19 protein-coding genes are annotated in these 15,574 nt (G+C 66.7%); 8 read left to right on the top strand and 11 right to left on the bottom strand.

What is annotated here, in order from left to right; all coding sequences use genetic code 11:
* Positions 1 to 19: 19 nt before the first annotated feature.
* From BRAD285_RS17970 to BRAD285_RS17985, 4 genes are all read right to left on the bottom strand, one after another.
* Positions 20 to 298: a hypothetical protein gene (locus BRAD285_RS17970; protein ID WP_006610970.1), complete on the bottom strand. Its 279-nt coding sequence runs from the start codon at positions 296 to 298 to the stop codon at positions 20 to 22.
* Positions 299 to 397: 99 nt separating this feature from the next.
* Positions 398 to 1,066 carry an HAD family phosphatase gene (locus tag BRAD285_RS17975; protein WP_006610971.1) on the bottom strand — a complete coding sequence of 223 codons (669 nt, stop codon included), beginning with the start codon at positions 1,064 to 1,066 and terminating at the stop codon, positions 398 to 400.
* Entirely contained in the window at positions 1,063 to 1,629 is a 567-nt protein-coding gene (locus tag BRAD285_RS17980; RefSeq protein WP_006610972.1) for a GNAT family N-acetyltransferase, read from the bottom strand. The genes BRAD285_RS17975 and BRAD285_RS17980 overlap by 4 nt, the downstream gene beginning before the upstream one ends.
* A gap of 172 nt (positions 1,630 to 1,801) precedes the next feature.
* Positions 1,802 to 2,044, bottom strand: coding sequence for a hypothetical protein (locus BRAD285_RS17985; RefSeq protein ID WP_006610973.1), 243 nt, complete (start codon positions 2,042 to 2,044; stop codon positions 1,802 to 1,804).
* Positions 2,045 to 2,070: 26 nt separating this feature from the next.
* Between BRAD285_RS17985 and xth the strand changes: the two genes are divergently transcribed.
* Positions 2,071 to 2,892, top strand: coding sequence for an exodeoxyribonuclease III (gene xth / locus BRAD285_RS17990; RefSeq protein WP_006610974.1), 822 nt, complete (start codon positions 2,071 to 2,073; stop codon positions 2,890 to 2,892).
* A 7-nt stretch (positions 2,893 to 2,899) separates the two neighbouring features.
* Here xth and BRAD285_RS17995 read toward each other — a convergent pair whose 3' ends face one another.
* Positions 2,900 to 3,391 carry a hypothetical protein gene (locus BRAD285_RS17995; protein ID WP_006610975.1) on the bottom strand — a complete coding sequence of 164 codons (492 nt, stop codon included), beginning with the start codon at positions 3,389 to 3,391 and terminating at the stop codon, positions 2,900 to 2,902.
* 161 nt (positions 3,392 to 3,552) lie between these two features.
* Positions 3,553 to 4,278: an alpha/beta hydrolase gene (locus tag BRAD285_RS18000; RefSeq protein ID WP_006610976.1), complete on the bottom strand. Its 726-nt coding sequence runs from the start codon at positions 4,276 to 4,278 to the stop codon at positions 3,553 to 3,555.
* Positions 4,279 to 4,380: 102 nt separating this feature from the next.
* On the opposite strand from BRAD285_RS18000, the gene BRAD285_RS18005 reads away from it, so the two are divergent.
* Positions 4,381 to 5,364, top strand: a complete 984-nt coding sequence (locus BRAD285_RS18005; RefSeq protein WP_006610977.1) for a helix-turn-helix domain-containing protein — start codon at positions 4,381 to 4,383, stop codon at positions 5,362 to 5,364.
* On the opposite strand, the gene BRAD285_RS18010 is transcribed toward BRAD285_RS18005, so the two are convergent.
* The gene (locus BRAD285_RS18010) at positions 5,356 to 5,640 is read right to left on the bottom strand and encodes a hypothetical protein (protein WP_035645677.1); all 285 of its coding nucleotides are present in this window, start codon (positions 5,638 to 5,640) and stop codon (positions 5,356 to 5,358) included. The two genes, BRAD285_RS18005 and BRAD285_RS18010, sit on opposite strands and share 9 nt — an antisense overlap.
* 257 nt (positions 5,641 to 5,897) lie before the next feature.
* On the opposite strand from BRAD285_RS18010, the gene BRAD285_RS18015 reads away from it, so the two are divergent.
* The 5 genes from BRAD285_RS18015 to BRAD285_RS18035 all read left to right on the top strand — a co-directional run bounded on the left by BRAD285_RS18015 (position 5,898) and on the right by BRAD285_RS18035 (position 11,574).
* Complete coding sequence (locus tag BRAD285_RS18015) at positions 5,898 to 6,623, top strand: sulfite exporter TauE/SafE family protein (protein WP_006610979.1); 726 nt, start codon at positions 5,898 to 5,900, stop codon at positions 6,621 to 6,623.
* A 19-nt stretch (positions 6,624 to 6,642) separates the two neighbouring features.
* The gene (radA, locus tag BRAD285_RS18020) at positions 6,643 to 8,142 is read left to right on the top strand and encodes a DNA repair protein RadA (RefSeq protein ID WP_006610980.1); all 1,500 of its coding nucleotides are present in this window, start codon (positions 6,643 to 6,645) and stop codon (positions 8,140 to 8,142) included.
* Between the two features lie 170 nt (positions 8,143 to 8,312).
* Complete coding sequence (locus BRAD285_RS18025; protein WP_006610981.1) at positions 8,313 to 8,939, top strand: CvpA family protein; 627 nt, start codon at positions 8,313 to 8,315, stop codon at positions 8,937 to 8,939.
* Positions 8,940 to 8,998: 59 nt separating this feature from the next.
* Positions 8,999 to 10,489: an amidophosphoribosyltransferase gene (gene purF / locus BRAD285_RS18030; protein WP_050886809.1), complete on the top strand. Its 1,491-nt coding sequence runs from the start codon at positions 8,999 to 9,001 to the stop codon at positions 10,487 to 10,489.
* A gap of 338 nt (positions 10,490 to 10,827) precedes the next feature.
* Positions 10,828 to 11,574 carry an SDR family NAD(P)-dependent oxidoreductase gene (locus BRAD285_RS18035; protein WP_006610983.1) on the top strand — a complete coding sequence of 249 codons (747 nt, stop codon included), beginning with the start codon at positions 10,828 to 10,830 and terminating at the stop codon, positions 11,572 to 11,574.
* Between the two features lie 33 nt (positions 11,575 to 11,607).
* Here the strand turns inward: BRAD285_RS18035 and BRAD285_RS18040 are convergent, their stop codons facing one another.
* The 4 genes from BRAD285_RS18040 to BRAD285_RS18055 all read right to left on the bottom strand — a co-directional run bounded on the left by BRAD285_RS18040 (position 11,608) and on the right by BRAD285_RS18055 (position 14,726).
* On the bottom strand, positions 11,608 to 11,994 hold the full coding sequence (locus BRAD285_RS18040) for a 4Fe-4S binding protein (RefSeq protein WP_035645680.1): 387 nt from the start codon (positions 11,992 to 11,994) through the stop codon (positions 11,608 to 11,610).
* 265 nt (positions 11,995 to 12,259) lie between these two features.
* On the bottom strand, positions 12,260 to 12,550 hold the full coding sequence (locus tag BRAD285_RS18045) for a hypothetical protein (RefSeq protein ID WP_139020602.1): 291 nt from the start codon (positions 12,548 to 12,550) through the stop codon (positions 12,260 to 12,262).
* A gap of 23 nt (positions 12,551 to 12,573) precedes the next feature.
* Positions 12,574 to 13,815 (bottom strand): patatin-like phospholipase family protein, encoded by a 1,242-nt coding sequence (locus BRAD285_RS18050; RefSeq protein WP_006610986.1) that lies wholly within the window; start codon positions 13,813 to 13,815, stop codon positions 12,574 to 12,576.
* On the bottom strand, positions 13,812 to 14,726 hold the full coding sequence (locus tag BRAD285_RS18055) for a DUF3313 family protein (RefSeq protein WP_244422141.1): 915 nt from the start codon (positions 14,724 to 14,726) through the stop codon (positions 13,812 to 13,814). The genes BRAD285_RS18050 and BRAD285_RS18055 overlap by 4 nt, the downstream gene beginning before the upstream one ends.
* 179 nt (positions 14,727 to 14,905) lie before the next feature.
* Between BRAD285_RS18055 and BRAD285_RS18060 the strand changes: the two genes are divergently transcribed.
* Entirely contained in the window at positions 14,906 to 15,553 is a 648-nt protein-coding gene (locus BRAD285_RS18060) for a TetR/AcrR family transcriptional regulator (RefSeq protein ID WP_006610988.1), read from the top strand.
* Positions 15,554 to 15,574: the final 21 nt, after the last annotated feature.

A 15,574-nucleotide genomic window follows, 5' to 3' on the forward strand; every position in this document is an offset into this window, starting at 1 on the left:
GAATGCCTCCGGATCTTCGTTATTGCCCGATCCCCAGCGAGCCGGGCCGCGGCTCGCTGCGCGCGACCGGCGGGGCATAGGGGCTGGTGTCGACCCGGTCGTCCTCGGGGCGATAGCGGTAGCGCGGGACGATGTTGTAGTCGGGGATCCAGAATGGATCCCGTGCGGCGGGCACGTCGATCACGAGCCGCTCCGGCCGTTGAACCACACGACGCGACTCGAGCCGCGACGCGGCCTGGGCGGTGGCGCTGAGCGCGGCTGCCGTTGCGAGCGCCAAGGTGATGGTGATTGCTCTCATGTGTCGGACCTTTCCTGGCGATAGACCAGTGCAACGGTCGTTGAGGGCCGGTGTTCCATGACGGCATCAAGCCCAGGTGTCCAAGCCAACTCCATCCGCTCAGCCGAGCCCAAGCTCGGTGAAGCTTCTGATCTCCCTGGTCGCAGCCGAGAAGTCGTGCCTTGTGTTGAAGCCATGGCGGATGGCGATGCAGCCGCATCCGGCCGAGGATGCGGCGGTCAGCCCGGCCAGCGAGTCCTCGAACACTAGCACGGCTGTCGCATCCACGCCCAGCCGCGACAACGCGAGCCGATAGGCTTCCGGATCGGGCTTGTGCCTGATGACGTCCTCCTGGGTGATGACGATGTCGAACGCGCCCGTCAGATCGAGCCTGGCCAGGACCTTCTCCGCCATCCACGATGCCGCGGAGCTGACGAGACCGACCTTCATTCCGCGATCGCGAGCCGAACGGACGAACTGCACGGCTCCGTCGGTTGCGGCAACCTCGCGCTCGAGGAGATCGAGGTAGATGCCACGGAAGCGCGCGTTGAAGGCGTCGCGCGCCGGATTGATGCCGTAGCGGGTGAAAAAGTGGCCGGTCACGGTGGTCCAGTCCTGTCCCATCACATCGGCATAGATCAGCGGATCGGCTTCGACGCCGTAGCTCGTACAGGCCTGCGCCAGAGCGCGCGCCTTCAAGGCCTCGCTGGCCGCCAGCGTGCCGTCGAGGTCGAACAAATAGGCCGTCAGGGATGATCCATCGGAGCGACGGCCGGCCGCGGTGCTCATGGTATAACCGCGCCAGGTCGCTCCGTCGCCAGCAGCGCGTACAGCATGTCGTCGCGCCATTCGCCGGAGACGCGCAGATGGTCGCGCAGCCTTCCCTCGCAGCGGAAGCCGAGCTTTTCGGCCAGCCCGCGCGAGGCGGCGTTGTCGGGATGGATGAAGGCCTGCACGCGGTGCAGGCCGAGCTCGCCGAAGCAGAAGTCGAGCATCGCCGCGACCGCCTCGGTGGCGATGCCGGTGCGCTGCCGCCCGGGATCGACGATGTAGCCGATCGTGACGCGCCGGCTGCGCATCTGACCGTCGTGATAGTTGACCATGCCGATGCAGCGGTTGCTCCCGGCCTCCGCCACCGCCCAGAACCGGTAGTAGGACGGCGTGCAGTCGATGAAACGACGCACGGCGCGCTCGCTCTCGCTCGGCTTGGCATAGGCTGCGTGATTCCAGAACCGCATGGCCGCGGCGTCGCCGAAGCAACGATGCATGCCTTCGGCATCGTCGGGGCGAAACTGCCGCAGGCGCAGACGCGTGGTCGAGAGGATCGGATGCGGGATGGGGGCTTTGGCCATGGCGGGTGTCCTCGGTGCGCGGCACGACCGTACCAGTGACCCCATGGGTCGCGCCAGTTCGCAGCAGATGCACCGACCGCCCGGTCGAGACGCTCGCGTGGTCACCGGCAGCAAGGCGGACTGAGCGCGCGGTCCTCGCGCTCAGTCAGCGCCCGAGCAGCCGTGTCGAGCACTACTCCTTGCCCTCGGCCTTGGTGGCGTCCAGCATCTTCTTGCAGCTGTCGGCGAGCTGGGCATAGTTGCGCGTGAGGCAGGCGATGATGCGGCCGCCGCCGGGGATCATGCCGAGACAGAACTTGTCGTAATCGGCCTGGCAGGCGGCGCGCTCCTCGTCGGTCGGCTGCCGCTGCGCGTGCGCCGCGGGGGCCGCCGCGACCGTCAGCGTGAACAAAATGGCGGTTGCGAGCTTTTTCATCCGACGTTTCCCCGATCGGCGGCATCATGAAGATCGCGACCTTCAACATCAACAATGTCCGGCGGCGTCTCCCCAACTTGCTGCGCTGGCTGCACGCCGCCAAGCCCGACGTCGTCTGCCTGCAGGAGCTGAAATCCGCGCAGGACGAATTTCCGATCGATGAGATCGAGAAGGCCGGCTATGGCGCGGTGTGGCAGGGACAGAAGACCTGGAATGGCGTCGCGATCCTCGCGCGCAAGGCCGAGCCGGTGCTGATCCGCACCGCCCTGCCCGGCGCGCCCGCCGACAAGGAGGCGCGCTACATCGAGGCCGCGGTGCGCGGCATCGTGATCGGCTGCCTGTATCTGCCGAACGGCAATCCGCAGCCGGGGCCGAAATTCGACTACAAGCTCGCCTGGTTCAAGCGGCTGCACAAGCATGCGGCCAAGTTCATCAAGGACGACCTGCCGGTCGTGCTCGCCGGCGACTACAATGTCGCGCCGACGCCGCTGGATATCTATCCCACCAAATCGTGGGACAAGGATGCGCTGATCCAGCCGAAGAGCCGCGCGGCTTACAAGGCGCTGGTCGATCAGGGCTGGTGCGACGCGATCCGCAAGCTGCATCCGTCTCAGCCGATGTTCACCTTCTGGGACTACAAGCGCAACCGCTGGCCGCGCGACGCCGGCCTGCGGCTCGATCATCTGCTGCTCAGCCCGCAGCTCGCGCCACGCCTCGCCAAGGCCGGCGTCGACCGCGCCATCCGCGGCGAGGACGGCGCCAGCGATCACGCACCGGCCTGGATCGTGTTGAAACGGAGCGCAGGTCCAAGCCGGTCGAGCAAACGGACTAACAAAAACGGAGCGTGAGATCGGTTCAGCCGCGATCCGGCCAGACCTCCTCGAGCCGGGTCGAGCGTTCCGGCAGGCCTTCGGTGAGGATGGCGGTGCCGCCGCACACCGGCAGATGCACCACGAGGCTCGCCGCATCCGGGACGTTGGCGCGCGGGGTGATGTTCCACAGCATGATCTCCTGGCGCGTGCGGCGGATCTCCTTGAACTCGTAGCTGTAGGTCTCGGAGCCGCGCGGATATTCGCGCCAGATGTTGCCCTCCTTGCGGAAGCTGCTCTGCGTGCCGCCGAAGCGATCGCTGTAGGTCAGGCAGGCCGGCAGGTTGAGCATGTCCAGCGTTGCCTCGCCGATGTTGGAGACCGCAGGAATGACGCTGTTCACCGCGCCGATGACGGCGAACACCGTGGTGAGCGCGCCGGCCGCCATCGCGAGCCAGGTCTTCGATGCGCCGGGCTTCGCACTGATGGCCTTGCCGGACAGAACCTTCGACGACGACGTCAGATGGAGCTGGGTCATGACTGCGTTCTCCGATGTTTCGCAGGGGGTTTGCTGACCAACCGGGTCCGTTCATCGGAGAACAATCTCGCAGGTCTCAGCCGTGGCGAATGTGAGGCGGATCACAACCATAAATTTCCGTCTCCACTCGCTGCACGGCTAACGTCAGAGTCGCTGCCCTATCAGTCGCGTCCCGCATCCATGATCGCCTGCGCCAGCCGCGCCGGATCGGAGAAGCAGAGCTCGTGGCTGCCGGGCACCTGCACCAGCCGGAACAGGCCGAGCTTGCCGGACAGACGCGGATGCCATGGCAGGCTGTGCGGCAGCGCCGTGTCCTCGGTGCAGTTGATGTAGGACTTGGCGATGGTCATCTCCGCGGGATTGGTCTTCAGCTTGATCGCATCGGTGAAGGTCTTGTTGGGATGCGGATTGAGCATCTCATAGGTGCGCGTCGCGGTGGCAAGGTCGGCATCGTTGATGAAGGCCTCGCGCCAGATCGGAAACGGCAGCACCACCGAGCCGTCGCCGCGCTCGGCGGCGACGGCGTCGAACAGCGCGACATAATGCGGCGGCACCATGTCGTTGAGGCATTCGCCGTCATTCGGCACGAATGCATTCCAATAGACCAGCCGGCGGATGCGCTCGGGGAGGCGGTCGGCGACGCCGGTGATGACCATGCCGCCATAGGAATGGCCCATCAGCACGGCGTCGGTGATGTCGTGCGCGGTGAAGTAGTCGACGATCGAACTGATGGCCTCGTCGAGGCCCACGGTCTTGGCGTCGCCCGGACGGTTGCCGCTGATGGTCGGCAGGTGGACGGTATGGCCGGCGGCGCGGATCGGCGCCGCGACCGGCTCGAGCTCGGCGCCGGTGTGCCAGGCGCCGTGGACCAGGACGTAGGTTGACATGATCATGTTCCTTTGCACGATGAGGGACGGTGCAAGGAGGATGGCCGGAGCGCGGTCGCCGCGCTTGGCTGCAACTGAACCAATTGGTCTCGGAGTGAACCGATGCCGGGCGCGGAGGTTGAGCGTCAGCGGAGCTGGAATACGGCGGCGGTGCGGCCCGCCGAGCAGTTCTCGTACTATCGCGAGGCGATCTGCCAGGCCTTCATGAACCTGACGCCTGAGCCCGCGCGCGGCACCGGCTTTGCGGCGGAGGTGCAGCATGTCAGCCTCGGCAGCGGCGCCATCAACCGCGTCGCCTTCCCGGAGCACACCGTGCGCCGCTCGCGCACCGACATTGCCGCCTCCGGCCAGCGCTGCTTCTACTTGAACCTCAAGCTCGCCGGCCGCTGCACCATCCTGCAGGACGAGCACGAGGTCAGCCTGTCGGCCGGACAGGTCGGCATCTTCGACAGCGACCGCACCTTCGTGCTGCAGCATGATCGCGGCCCGTCGCTCGGCGTCATCTCATTCCGCGTCCCCTCGGATGCGCTGTTCGGCCGCCTGCCGGCTGCGACGGATATCGCGCCGGCGCGGCTGTCCGACGATCCCTGCCTCGGCGCGCTGATCGTCGAGACCGCGCGCTCGCTCAACGCCAATGTCCTGCGGCTCGCACCCGATCAGGCCACCGCTCTGTTCAGCGTGCTGCTCGATCTCGTTGCGCTGAGTGTGTCGCGCAGCCGCGAGGCGCATGCAACGGCCTCATTCGCCGACGCCACGACCCTGGCGCTGCGGCGCGCCATCCACGAGCGGCTGCGCGAGCCCGGCCTGACCGTGGCAACTATCGCCGCATCAGTCGGGATCAGCGAGCGCTACGTGCACAAGCTGCTGGCGCGCGCCGGCACGAGCTTCTCGGAGATCGTGATGGCGCGGCGGCTCGACGGCGTCGCGCGCGACCTGCGCGATCCCGCCTGCGCGGGCCATGACATCGGCCGCATCGCGTTCGACTGGGGCTTTTCGGATCTGTCGCACTTCTCGCGCCGCTTCAAGCAGCGCTTCGGCCTGCGCCCGCGCGACTGGCGCGCGCAGGCTGCTGATAGCTCAGGCTGACAGCCGCCGCGCGTTCGCCGCGACGTGCTCGCGATAGCGGCCGACGATATCAGCCGGAGATGCGCCGGCGCACAGGCTTGCCGCCGCCTCGAACGCCGCCGCGATCTTCTCGGCCACCATCAGCTGCGCCTCGTGCGAGGCGTCATCATCGCAGCGCACGAACTTCTCGAGCCGCAGGCAGATCACCTCCCCCGCCTCCATCGCCAGCATCGCGCCTGCGAACAGCGGAAACGCGGATGCGGATGGCGTGGGTGTCGGCTGATGATCTCTGCGCATCGTCGTCTCGCTCGAAAGATGTCGGCTCACATGCGACGAATACGCTTCAACTTTTAATGATGCAGACGCACAATCATCGGCGATTACGAGTCGGATCGAACCAGCTGTTAACCACCGGCGCAGCTCTCTCCTCCGTCATTGCGAGCGCAGCGAAGCAATCCAGGGCTATGCGTGACGCCCCTGGATTGCTTCGTCGCTTTGCTCCTCGCAATGACGGGCGGAAAGGTCGTGCCTCATCCCTGTGGAGGACGACACCCTTGGGCTTCCTCTTCGTCCTCGCCGTCGGCCTCGTTGCCGGCACGCTGTCCGGCATCGTCGGCACGGGCTCGTCGATCATGCTGATGCCGGTGCTCGTCTATGAGTACGGGCCGAAGGAAGCCGTGCCGATCATGGCGGTGGCGGCCGTGATGGCGAACCTGTCGCGCATCCTGGCGTGGTGGCGCGAGGTCGACTGGCGCGCCTGCGCGGCCTATTCGATCACGGGCATTCCGGCCGCCGCGCTCGGCGCGCGTACACTGTTGATCCTGCCATCGCACGCGGTGGACATCACGATCGGGCTCTTTCTCATGGCGATGGTGCCGGTGCGGCATTGGCTGGCGCGGCACGACATCAAAGCCAACCTCTGGCATCTCGCGCTCGGCGGTGCGGTGATCGGATTTCTGACCGGCATCGTGGTCTCGACGGGGCCGCTAAGCGTGCCGCTGTTCCTGTTCTACGGCCTGTCCAAGGGCGCCTTCCTGGCCACCGAGGCCGCGAGCTCGCTCGGGCTCTATGTCTCCAAATCCATCACCTTCCAACGCTTCGGCGCGCTGACGCCGGACATCCTGCTGAAAGGCCTGATCGCGGGCGGCTCGCTGATGGCCGGCGCCTTCGTCGCCAAACGCTTCGTGCTGCACATGAAGCCGGACGTGTTCCGGCTGGTGATGGATGGCATCATGCTGGCCGCGGGCCTAAGTATGTTATGGAACGCCCCCCACTCCTGACCGCATCGATTCTCCTCCCATGGCCAAGAACGCCCTCTCCTTCGTCTGCCAGAACTGCGGCGCGGCCTATTCGCGCTGGCAGGGCAAATGCGAGGCCTGCGGCGAGTGGAACACGCTGGCCGAGGAGGACACCACGGGCGCGACCTCGGCGCCGGTGTCGCTGCGCTCCAAGCGCAAGGGCCGCACCTTCCAGCTGGAATCGCTGACCGGCAAGAGCATCGACGCGCCGCGGCTGTCGTCCGGCATGACCGAGCTCGACCGCGTCACCGGCGGCGGCTTCGTGCGCGGCTCGATCCTGCTGGTCGGCGGCGACCCCGGCATCGGCAAGTCGACCTTGCTCACCCAGACCACCGCGATGATGGCGCGGGCCGGCCACCGCGCCGTCTACATTTCAGGCGAGGAAGCCGTGGCCCAGGTGCGGCTGCGCGCCGAGCGGCTCGGGCTCGCTGACGCGCCGGTGCAACTGGCGGCCGAGACCTCGGTCGAGGATATCATCTCGACCCTGTCCGAAGGCACGGTGCCGCGGCTGATCGTGATCGATTCGATCCAAACGATGTGGACCGATACGGTCGAATCGGCGCCGGGCACGGTGACCCAGGTGCGCGCCTCGGCGCAGAAGCTCATTCGCTTCGCCAAGAAATCCGGCGCCGCCATCATTCTGGTCGGCCACGTCACCAAGGACGGCCAGATCGCGGGTCCCCGCGTCGTCGAGCACATGGTCGACGCGGTGCTGTCGTTCGAAGGCGAAGGCTCACAGCAGTTCCGCATCCTGCGCGCGGTCAAGAACCGCTTCGGCCCCACCGACGAGATCGGCGTGTTCGAAATGACCGGGCTCGGCCTGCGCGAGGTCACCAACCCCTCCGAGCTGTTCCTGTCCGAGCGTGACCTCGGCAGCCCGGGCACGGCTGTGTTTGCGGGCATCGAGGGCACGCGGCCCGTGCTGGTCGAAATGCAGGCATTGGTCGCGCCGACCTCGCTCGGCACGCCGCGCCGTGCCGTGGTCGGCTGGGATCCGAGCCGGCTGTCGATGGTACTGGCGGTGCTGGAGGCGCATTGCGGCGTCAAGCTGTCCGGCCACGACGTCTATCTCAACGTCGCCGGCGGCCTGCGCATTCATGAGCCTGCGGCCGATCTCGCCGCCGCGGCCGCGCTGGTATCATCCCTGGTGAACGCGCCGTTGCCGCCCGATGCCGTCTATTTCGGCGAAATCTCGCTATCCGGCGCGGTGCGGCCGGTGGCGCAGACCTCGGCGCGGCTGAAGGAAGCCGCCAAGCTCGGCTTTCTCCGCGTCGTGCTGCCGGAGCGGGCGCGCGGCGAGGCCGGCGGCGATGCCGGCCTCAACCTCAACACCGTCGGCGGACTGACCTCGCTGGTTGCAGACATCGCCGCCCGCGGTACGCCACGCGCGCGCCACGGCAGCAGCGGAGAAAGCGACGAATCGCGCGATCAGGGCCGCCGCGCGCCGAGCCATGCCGAAAAAAATGCCACACCAGCGAGATTCCGCCGCCAGGACGGCTAGCCGGACCGTGACGTTCCCGTGACTCGCCGCTATACAACGCCGCATCCGGGCCCGCACGGGATCGTGTGACAGACCGGACTTGCCGGGGAACCCTGCTTTCCTGCACCTGGGAAGGCCGTCCTCCGTCGATTCGAAGCGAACCTTGACCTTGAAGCGGACCTGAGCAGCCGATGCCCGTAACGATCCTCGATCTCATCCTGCTCGGTGTCATGCTGATCTCGGGGCTGCTCGCGATGGTCCGCGGCTTCATGCGCGAGGTGCTGTCGATCGCGGCCTGGGGCGCGGCGGCCCTGGTCACGCTTTATTCATTCTCCAAGCTGCTGCCGACCGCCAAAACGTACTTCAACAACGATACCGTCGCGAGCGTGGTGGTCGTTGCCGGTACTTTCGTCGGCACGCTGCTGATCGTTTCGGTGATCACGGTCAAGATCTCCGACATGATCCTCGATTCGCGGATCGGCGCGCTCGACCGCACCCTCGGTTTCCTGTTCGGACTGGGCCGTGGGCTGTTGATCGTCGTGGTCGCGTTCCTGTTCTTCAGCTGGCTGGTGCCGGACAAGCAGCGTCCGGACTGGGTTACAGGCGCAAAATCCCGTGTGGTGCTGCAGGGAACCGGGGATTGGCTGATGTCGCTCTTGCCTGATGATCCCGAGAACACCATTTTAAAGAAATTCAAGAAGAACAAGCCGGACGAAGACCAGACTGACACCGAGTCGCCCGGAGCGGGCGGCGATGGGTACAGCAAGCCTGCCCGCGACAGCTTGAAGAAGCTGATCGAGAAACCCGCGGCCAAGTGAGCCAAGCCCAGAAGAGAGGCGCGATGGACCAGCACCACGATTCTTCCGGCGAAGCCCAAATGGACGCGGATCTGCACTTCGGACCTCAAGCCTACACCAGAGACCCAGACCTAGATGGAGACACGCTGCGCGAGGAGTGCGGCGTGTTCGGCATTTATGGGCACAATGATGCCGCCGCGATCACCGCGCTCGGCCTGCATGCGCTCCAGCATCGCGGCCAGGAAGCCGCCGGCATCGTGTCCTATGACGGTGCGCGCTTTCACAGTGAGCGCCGCCTCGGCCTGGTCGGCGACACCTTCTCCCGCCGCGAGGTCATCGAGCGTCTGCCGGGCAACGCCGCGATCGGCCATGTGCGTTATGCGACGACCGGCGCCACGATCCTGCGCAACGTGCAGCCGCTGTTCGCCGAACTCGGTGCCGGCGGTTTCGCTGTCGGCCACAATGGCAATCTCACCAACGGCCTCACTCTGCGCCGCGAGCTGGTGCGCGCCGGCGCGATCATGCAGTCGACGACCGACACCGAGGTCATCCTGCATCTGGTCGCGCATTCCCGCCGCACCAATTTCATCGACCGCTTCATCGAGGCGCTGCGCGCGATCGAAGGCGCCTACTCGCTGGTCTGCATGACCAACAAGAAGCTGATCGGCGCCCGCGATCCCCTGGGCATCCGCCCGCTGGTCTATGGCGAGCTCGAAGGCTGTCCGATCCTGGCGTCGGAGACCTGCGCGCTCGACATGATCGGCGCCCGCTACATCCGCGACATCGAGCCGGGCGAGGTCGTGATCTTCGACGAGACCGGCATGCACAGCCACAAGCCGTTCCCGCCGAAGCCGGCGCGTCCCTGCGTGTTCGAATACATCTACTTCGCGCGTCCCGACTCAGTCGTCGGCGGCCGCTCGGTCTATGAGGTGCGCAAGGCGTTCGGCGCGCAGTTGGCGCGTGAGAGCCATCCTGAGGTCGACGTCGTCGTTCCCGTGCCGGATTCCGGCGTGCCGGCCGCGATCGGCTATAGCCAATATTCGGGCGTACCGTTCGAGCTCGGCATCATCCGCAACCACTATGTCGGCCGTACCTTCATTCAGCCGACCCAGGCGATCCGCGAATCCGGCGTGCGGATGAAGCACTCGGCCAACCGCGCCGCCATCGAAGGCAAGCGCATCATCCTGATCGACGACTCGCTCGTCCGCGGCACCACCTCGCGCAAGATCGTGCGCATGATGCGCGACGCCGGCGCCACCGAGGTGCACTTCCGCCTCGCCTCGCCGCCGATCCTCTATCCCGACTATTACGGCATCGACCTGCCGGACCGCGGCGGCCTTCTGGCGGCCACGCATTCCCTGGAGGAAATGCGCGAGTTGATCGGCGCGGATTCGCTGGCGTTCCTGTCGATCGACGGCATGTACCGCGCGATGGGCGAGCCGGCCCGCGACCCCGCCGCGCCGAAATACGCCGACCACTGCTTCACCGGCAGCTACCCGACCAACCTCACCGACCAGTCGCTGGTCGAGCCGACCCAGCACCAGCTGTCGCTGCTGGCCGAGGCGAGCTGAGGCGGGAGGGCACAGCAAGCGTAGCCCGGATGAGCAATAGCCTGCGCCCGAAGGGCGGAGGCTATTGCGATATCCGGGGGGGCACACACACTGTCGCCGGTGAACCCGGATATCGCTGACGCGCTTCGCGCGCCGGCTGTCGCTCATCCGGGCTACGACGAGCATCGTCCCGAAATGACGGGGGTGTAGTTGGCCGTCGTCCCGGCGAAAGCCGGGACCCATAACCACCGCCGCCTGTTGCGCCGACGGGGCTAGCCACACGCACCTAACTCCCTCATAACCGCCGCGGACTATGGGTCCCGGCTTTCGCCGGGACGACGAAGATCGAGATTGCGGCCATGACCACCCTTCCCCTCGCCAACCGCATCGCCCTCGTCACCGGCGCCTCGCGCGGCATCGGCCATGCGACCGCGCGCGCGCTCGCCCGCGCCGGCGCGCATGTCGTCGCCGTCGCCCGCACGCAAGGCGGACTGGAGGAGCTCGACGACGAGATCCGCAAAGAGACCGGCAACGGCGCCACCCTGGTGCCGCTCAGCATGACCGACAGCGACGGCATCGCCCGGCTCGGCGCCGCGCTTCATGAGCGCCATGGCAAGCTCGACATCCTCGTCGGCAACGCCGCCGTGCCCGGCCCGTCCTCGCCGCTCGGCCATATCGACCTCAAGCCGTGGAACGACGTCGTGGCCGTCAACCTCACCGCCAACTTCCAGCTGATCCGCTGCATGGAGCCGCTGCTGAAGGTCTCCGATGCCGGCCGCGCCGTGTTTGTCACCTCGGGCGCCGCGCACAAGGCGCAGGCCTATCTCGGCCCCTACGCCGCCACCAAGGCGGCGCTGGAGACGCTGGCGCGGGTCTGGGCCCACGAGACCGAGCGCACGCCGCTCCGCGTCAATCTGTTCAGCCCCGGCCCGATCCGCACCCGCATGCGCGCCACGGTGTTCCCCGGCGAGGACCCGATGACGCTGGAGACGCCCGAGCAGGCCGCCGAGTTCATCCTGCCGATGTGCCTGCCGTCCTGGACCGAGACCGGCAAATTCTACGACTACAAGAACCGCACGCTGAAGAGCTTTCAGCCGCCGGCGTGAGATCGACGAACGCCGGCCACGTCCGGTGACGTGCTATCTCACTCTCCCGCTGCGCGCCGCGACCTCCACGAGAGCGATGGCGCGTTCCGGACAGGCCACCACGCACAGGCCGCAGGCGAGACAGCGATCGCTGTTCGGCGTGGTGGCCGTCTTCATGCCGTGGAAGCGGACGCGCATTCTGCCGAGGAAAGACAGCGCGCGAAAATCATCCTCGCTGATGGGTACCACGTCGAACACGTCGTAGGGGCAGACCTCGACGCAGTCGCCTTTGGCCTCGCATCTGTTGCGGTCGACAACCGGCACGAAGCTTCCCGGCTCGGCCTTGCAGCCGACGCCTGGCCGCTTCGGATGCTGTGCCGCCTTGCGCACCTTGGCGGCATTGGTGCGCTTCGAGAGTGTCGGCGGGGTCGGTTCGGTCAATTGGTCTGCTCCTGGTGGATGCTGGTCAGGCGATGCTGAGGACGAAGGTGTTGCCGGCCCAGCTACTAGCGACACCCACCGCCGTCGTCCCGGCGAACGCCTGGACCCACAACCACCTACGTTGTGGCGGATGATCGCAATCCAGACTGTCTTTCCTCACATGCATCACGCGGTATGGGTCCCGGCGTTCGCCGGGACGACGCCTGGGCTTAGTCTGCACTGCGGATCGCTCGCAGAGCGCCGCGTGGCCGGTACTTCATCTGGCCTATTTCGGAGCAGGACTCTGTGCCGGCTTCGTTGGCGTCCCCTTCACGGTTGGCGGCAGCTGGCGATCGCGGACGGTCATCAGCTCCTTGCGCAGCTTCTCCTGCTGCTCCACCGACAGCACCGGCCGCTGATCGTCGTGCGGCACGTCGTTGACGGGCAGATAGTTGTAGGTGTTGTGAAACTGCCCGTCCGTCTCCGGCGCAGGCGTGCTCGAGGTGGCGCATCCCCCGAGCGGCAGGATCATCAGCAAGGTCCCGCAGGCCAGCGCCGCGCGCACAGAGGCTCTCACGCCGGACCGACACGTCGATGGGATCATCGCGCAGCCGCCGCCATGGTGTGCGCCGGGATCTGTGCGGTGATGGCATGCTCGTTGGATTGCAGGCCCGGCAGGGCCTTCACCCAGGGATAGCCGCGCCGTCCCATGTCGAAGCCGCGATCGAACAGAGCGGTCATGTAGCTGCGGTCGAACGGACCATCGGCCTTGGCCAGGAAATCGGCCGGCACGCTGGCAAGGTTGAAGTCGATGCCATTGAATTTCGCCACCGAGTAGATGCGGTAGATGTCGCCGATGCCCTGGTTCTTGACCAGCGTCGCCAGCGAGCGTTGCGTCACCGAGAGCACGTCGGCGCCGACGCTTTCGAATTGCGGATCGATGCGGGCGTTGCGGATGACGTAGAGATGCGCGCCGCTCACGCTCCTGCGCGGGCCGCGGCCGGAGACGAGGCGCAGCACCGACGGGCCGATGAACACCTGCCGGGTTACGCCGCCATCGACATGCAGCTCGTCGAAATCCTTGTCGCCAATCCGCACCTTGATGCGGACCGGCGCAAAGGCGCCGGGCACGGTGGCGGAGGCCAGCAGCACCTGCCGGAAGAGATCGATCGCCTCGGGCGTGTCGGCGGCGGCGATGCGGCCCATGTCCCACAGCACCGGACGCTGCGCATCGAGATTGGTGGTGCCGACCAGCAGCACCCTGCCCCTCGCGCTCTCGCGGGCGACGTCGCGCAGGAAGTCGCGGTCGACATATTTCTCGATCAGGCGCGACAGCGGCGTGTTGTCTGCCAGCGCCGAGCCCTGCAGCAGGCCGGGAATGTTGACGGTGAATATGTCCTTGCGCTCATAGGCGGTGAAGATCTCGCGCAGCCGCTCATCATGGGCGCGGCCGAGGAAGACGAACGGCGCGATCAGCGCGCCGGAGCTCACGCCCGTCACCATGTCGAAGCTCGGCCGGTTGCCGGCTTCGCCCCAGCCGGCCAAGAGGCCGGCGCCGAACGCGCCGTTTTCGGCGCCGCCTGAGATCGCCAGGAAGTTCAGCGGGCGCGACACGGCCATTTCGGCCGATGCGCGCTGCATCGATGCTTCCGTCATGCGCGGCGACGGCTCGTCGCCCCAATAGCGCACGTCGCGAAAGCCGACCGGCTCGGCGTTGAGCGCCGCCAGCTCGGACGGCGCATTGCGCGGCATGATCGCCGCGCAGGCGACGAGCTGCAACGACGCGGCGAGCACGATCGCGACACGCAGGACAACGGTACGGAAGCTGGCGGCGGGCATCATCGCGACGGCTGCAGCTCCATGCTCGCGACCTCCGGGGCGGATTCGGGGGCCGCTGGCTTGAGCCCACTCTTGGCCTCGTCAGCGCCCTTGTCGGTCCAGCCCGGCGGCAGGCCGAGGCCGGCGCCGACAAATCCCTTCAGGCCCGGGAAGCGACCAAACTGCTCACATGCGGCATATTTAGGGGCGCCGCCCAGCTTGGCCGGCACGCTCGACACCGATGGCAAAGACGTGAACGAGGCGACGCCTGAAAACGGCGACTCGCCGGTCGACACGAGCTTTGCGAAATCCGCGCCGAACTCGCCCGCCAGATCGTAGGCATCGCCGTCATTGGCCATTCGTGCCGTGGACACCGAATTGGCTGCGCGCGCCCACACCATCGCGGCCTCCTGGAAGCCGGCGAAGTCGCGCGCCTCGGCTTCGACCGACAACGTGCCGAGCCCGACCGGCAGCCGCGGCACCGGCACGGGGACGCCAGGCAGCGCGACGGTCTTGGCGATGGACGCCGCCTGCGAGGCCGCTGAGGCGGTCGCATTGGTCGCCGTCGCATGGGTAACGGTCGCCTTGATGATCAGGTCGGCATCCTCGCCCGGCGCAACCACTTGGAAGCGCTCGCTCAGCCGCAGGCACATTTCGCGGCTGATGGCGTTGGCCACCAGCTTGCGCTCGGTCTCGTCAAAGCCGACGTCGGCACGGGACGAAAAGGCGGTCGGCTCGATCCGGACCGTCTTGGCCTCGAGCAGCTCCTTCTTGTTGGCCTTGATCTGGGCGCGCGTCACCAGCCCGTTGGCGTCGGCGAGGCGGTCATAGTTCTTGAGCGAGCCGGCGCGCTCCAGCGGCGCGGTGGCGCAGCCGGCGGTGCTGATGGCCAGCGAAGCCAGCGCCGTCCACTGGAGCGGAGCAAAAGGCACCATACCGCGGAGACTCATTGATAGATAACTCACTCTATTTTATTTCACGGGCTTCGAGGCCTGTCCATGTAAACTAGATCAAATTCTCTAGATGAGAGCGGCGAGAAATATTATTTTATATTACAATCAGTTGGCTCACCTTCTACAATGAGGCGGGATTTGGGCAGACGAGATCTGGCGCGATGAGGAAGGTCGATCCGGTCAAGCACGAGCAGAAGCGGTTGGAGATTCTCCAGGCCGCGCTGGCGTGTTTCGTCAAGGACGGCTTTCACGGCGCCAGCACCACCGACATCTGCGCCGAGGCCAAGATCAGCCCCGGCCACCTGTATCACTACTTCCGCAGCAAGGAGGCGATGATCCAGGCGCTGGTCGAGCGCAACCTCAGCCATGCCGCCGGCAGGCTCGAGGCGATCCTGGCGGCGCCTGATGTGATCGAGGCGCTGGTGCAGGAGCTCGAGAGCACCAGCATCCACCAGCCGCAGGCCCAGGTCCTCAGCGCCGAAGCGCTGGCCGAAGCCTGCCGCAATCCCGGCTTCGCCCCCATCGTCCACGCGCAGGGGCGCGCAATGCGAGCCCTGCTGGTCGACTTCCTCATCAAGGCGCAGCGTCGCGGCGAGGTCGATGCCAGCCTCGATCCCGAAGCGACCGCGAATATCCTGTTAGTCATCGTCGATGGCGCACGCGCGCTGCCGATCCGCAATCCCTCTGTCGACCTCAAGCGAAGCAGCGAGCATCTGCGGCTCATGCTGACGCGCTTCCTCCGGCCGTCCATAGAGAGGCCGCCGCCGACAACGGCCGCCGCCGAGGCGGATCGCGTCAGCTGCGATTGACACCCCTCCCCGCCCGCGATT

It is taken from the genome of Bradyrhizobium sp. ORS 285 (genome assembly GCF_900176205.1).
In the GTDB taxonomy this organism is placed as follows: Bacteria; Pseudomonadota; Alphaproteobacteria; order Rhizobiales; family Xanthobacteraceae; genus Bradyrhizobium.

What these genes read in the sequence shown, in the direction of transcription:
- BRAD285_RS17970 (WP_006610970.1), bottom strand. Translation starts at nt 298, where the DNA reads ATGAGAGCAATCACCATCACCTTGGCGCTCGCAACGGCAGCCGCGCTC.
- BRAD285_RS17975 (WP_006610971.1), bottom strand. Translation starts at nt 1,066, where the DNA reads ATGAGCACCGCGGCCGGCCGTCGCTCCGATGGATCATCCCTGACGGCC.
- BRAD285_RS17980 (WP_006610972.1), bottom strand. Translation starts at nt 1,629, where the DNA reads ATGGCCAAAGCCCCCATCCCGCATCCGATCCTCTCGACCACGCGTCTG.
- BRAD285_RS17985 (WP_006610973.1), bottom strand. Translation starts at nt 2,044, where the DNA reads ATGAAAAAGCTCGCAACCGCCATTTTGTTCACGCTGACGGTCGCGGCG.
- xth (WP_006610974.1), top strand. Translation starts at nt 2,071, where the DNA reads ATGAAGATCGCGACCTTCAACATCAACAATGTCCGGCGGCGTCTCCCC.
- BRAD285_RS17995 (WP_006610975.1), bottom strand. Translation starts at nt 3,391, where the DNA reads ATGACCCAGCTCCATCTGACGTCGTCGTCGAAGGTTCTGTCCGGCAAG.
- BRAD285_RS18000 (WP_006610976.1), bottom strand. Translation starts at nt 4,278, where the DNA reads ATGTCAACCTACGTCCTGGTCCACGGCGCCTGGCACACCGGCGCCGAG.
- BRAD285_RS18005 (WP_006610977.1), top strand. Translation starts at nt 4,381, where the DNA reads ATGCCGGGCGCGGAGGTTGAGCGTCAGCGGAGCTGGAATACGGCGGCG.
- BRAD285_RS18010 (WP_035645677.1), bottom strand. Translation starts at nt 5,640, where the DNA reads ATGCGCAGAGATCATCAGCCGACACCCACGCCATCCGCATCCGCGTTT.
- radA (WP_006610980.1), top strand. Translation starts at nt 6,643, where the DNA reads ATGGCCAAGAACGCCCTCTCCTTCGTCTGCCAGAACTGCGGCGCGGCC.
- BRAD285_RS18025 (WP_006610981.1), top strand. Translation starts at nt 8,313, where the DNA reads ATGCCCGTAACGATCCTCGATCTCATCCTGCTCGGTGTCATGCTGATC.
- purF (WP_050886809.1), top strand. Translation starts at nt 8,999, where the DNA reads ATGGACGCGGATCTGCACTTCGGACCTCAAGCCTACACCAGAGACCCA.
- BRAD285_RS18035 (WP_006610983.1), top strand. Translation starts at nt 10,828, where the DNA reads ATGACCACCCTTCCCCTCGCCAACCGCATCGCCCTCGTCACCGGCGCC.
- BRAD285_RS18050 (WP_006610986.1), bottom strand. Translation starts at nt 13,815, where the DNA reads ATGATGCCCGCCGCCAGCTTCCGTACCGTTGTCCTGCGTGTCGCGATC.
- BRAD285_RS18055 (WP_244422141.1), bottom strand. Translation starts at nt 14,726, where the DNA reads ATGGTGCCTTTTGCTCCGCTCCAGTGGACGGCGCTGGCTTCGCTGGCC.
- BRAD285_RS18060 (WP_006610988.1), top strand. Translation starts at nt 14,906, where the DNA reads ATGAGGAAGGTCGATCCGGTCAAGCACGAGCAGAAGCGGTTGGAGATT.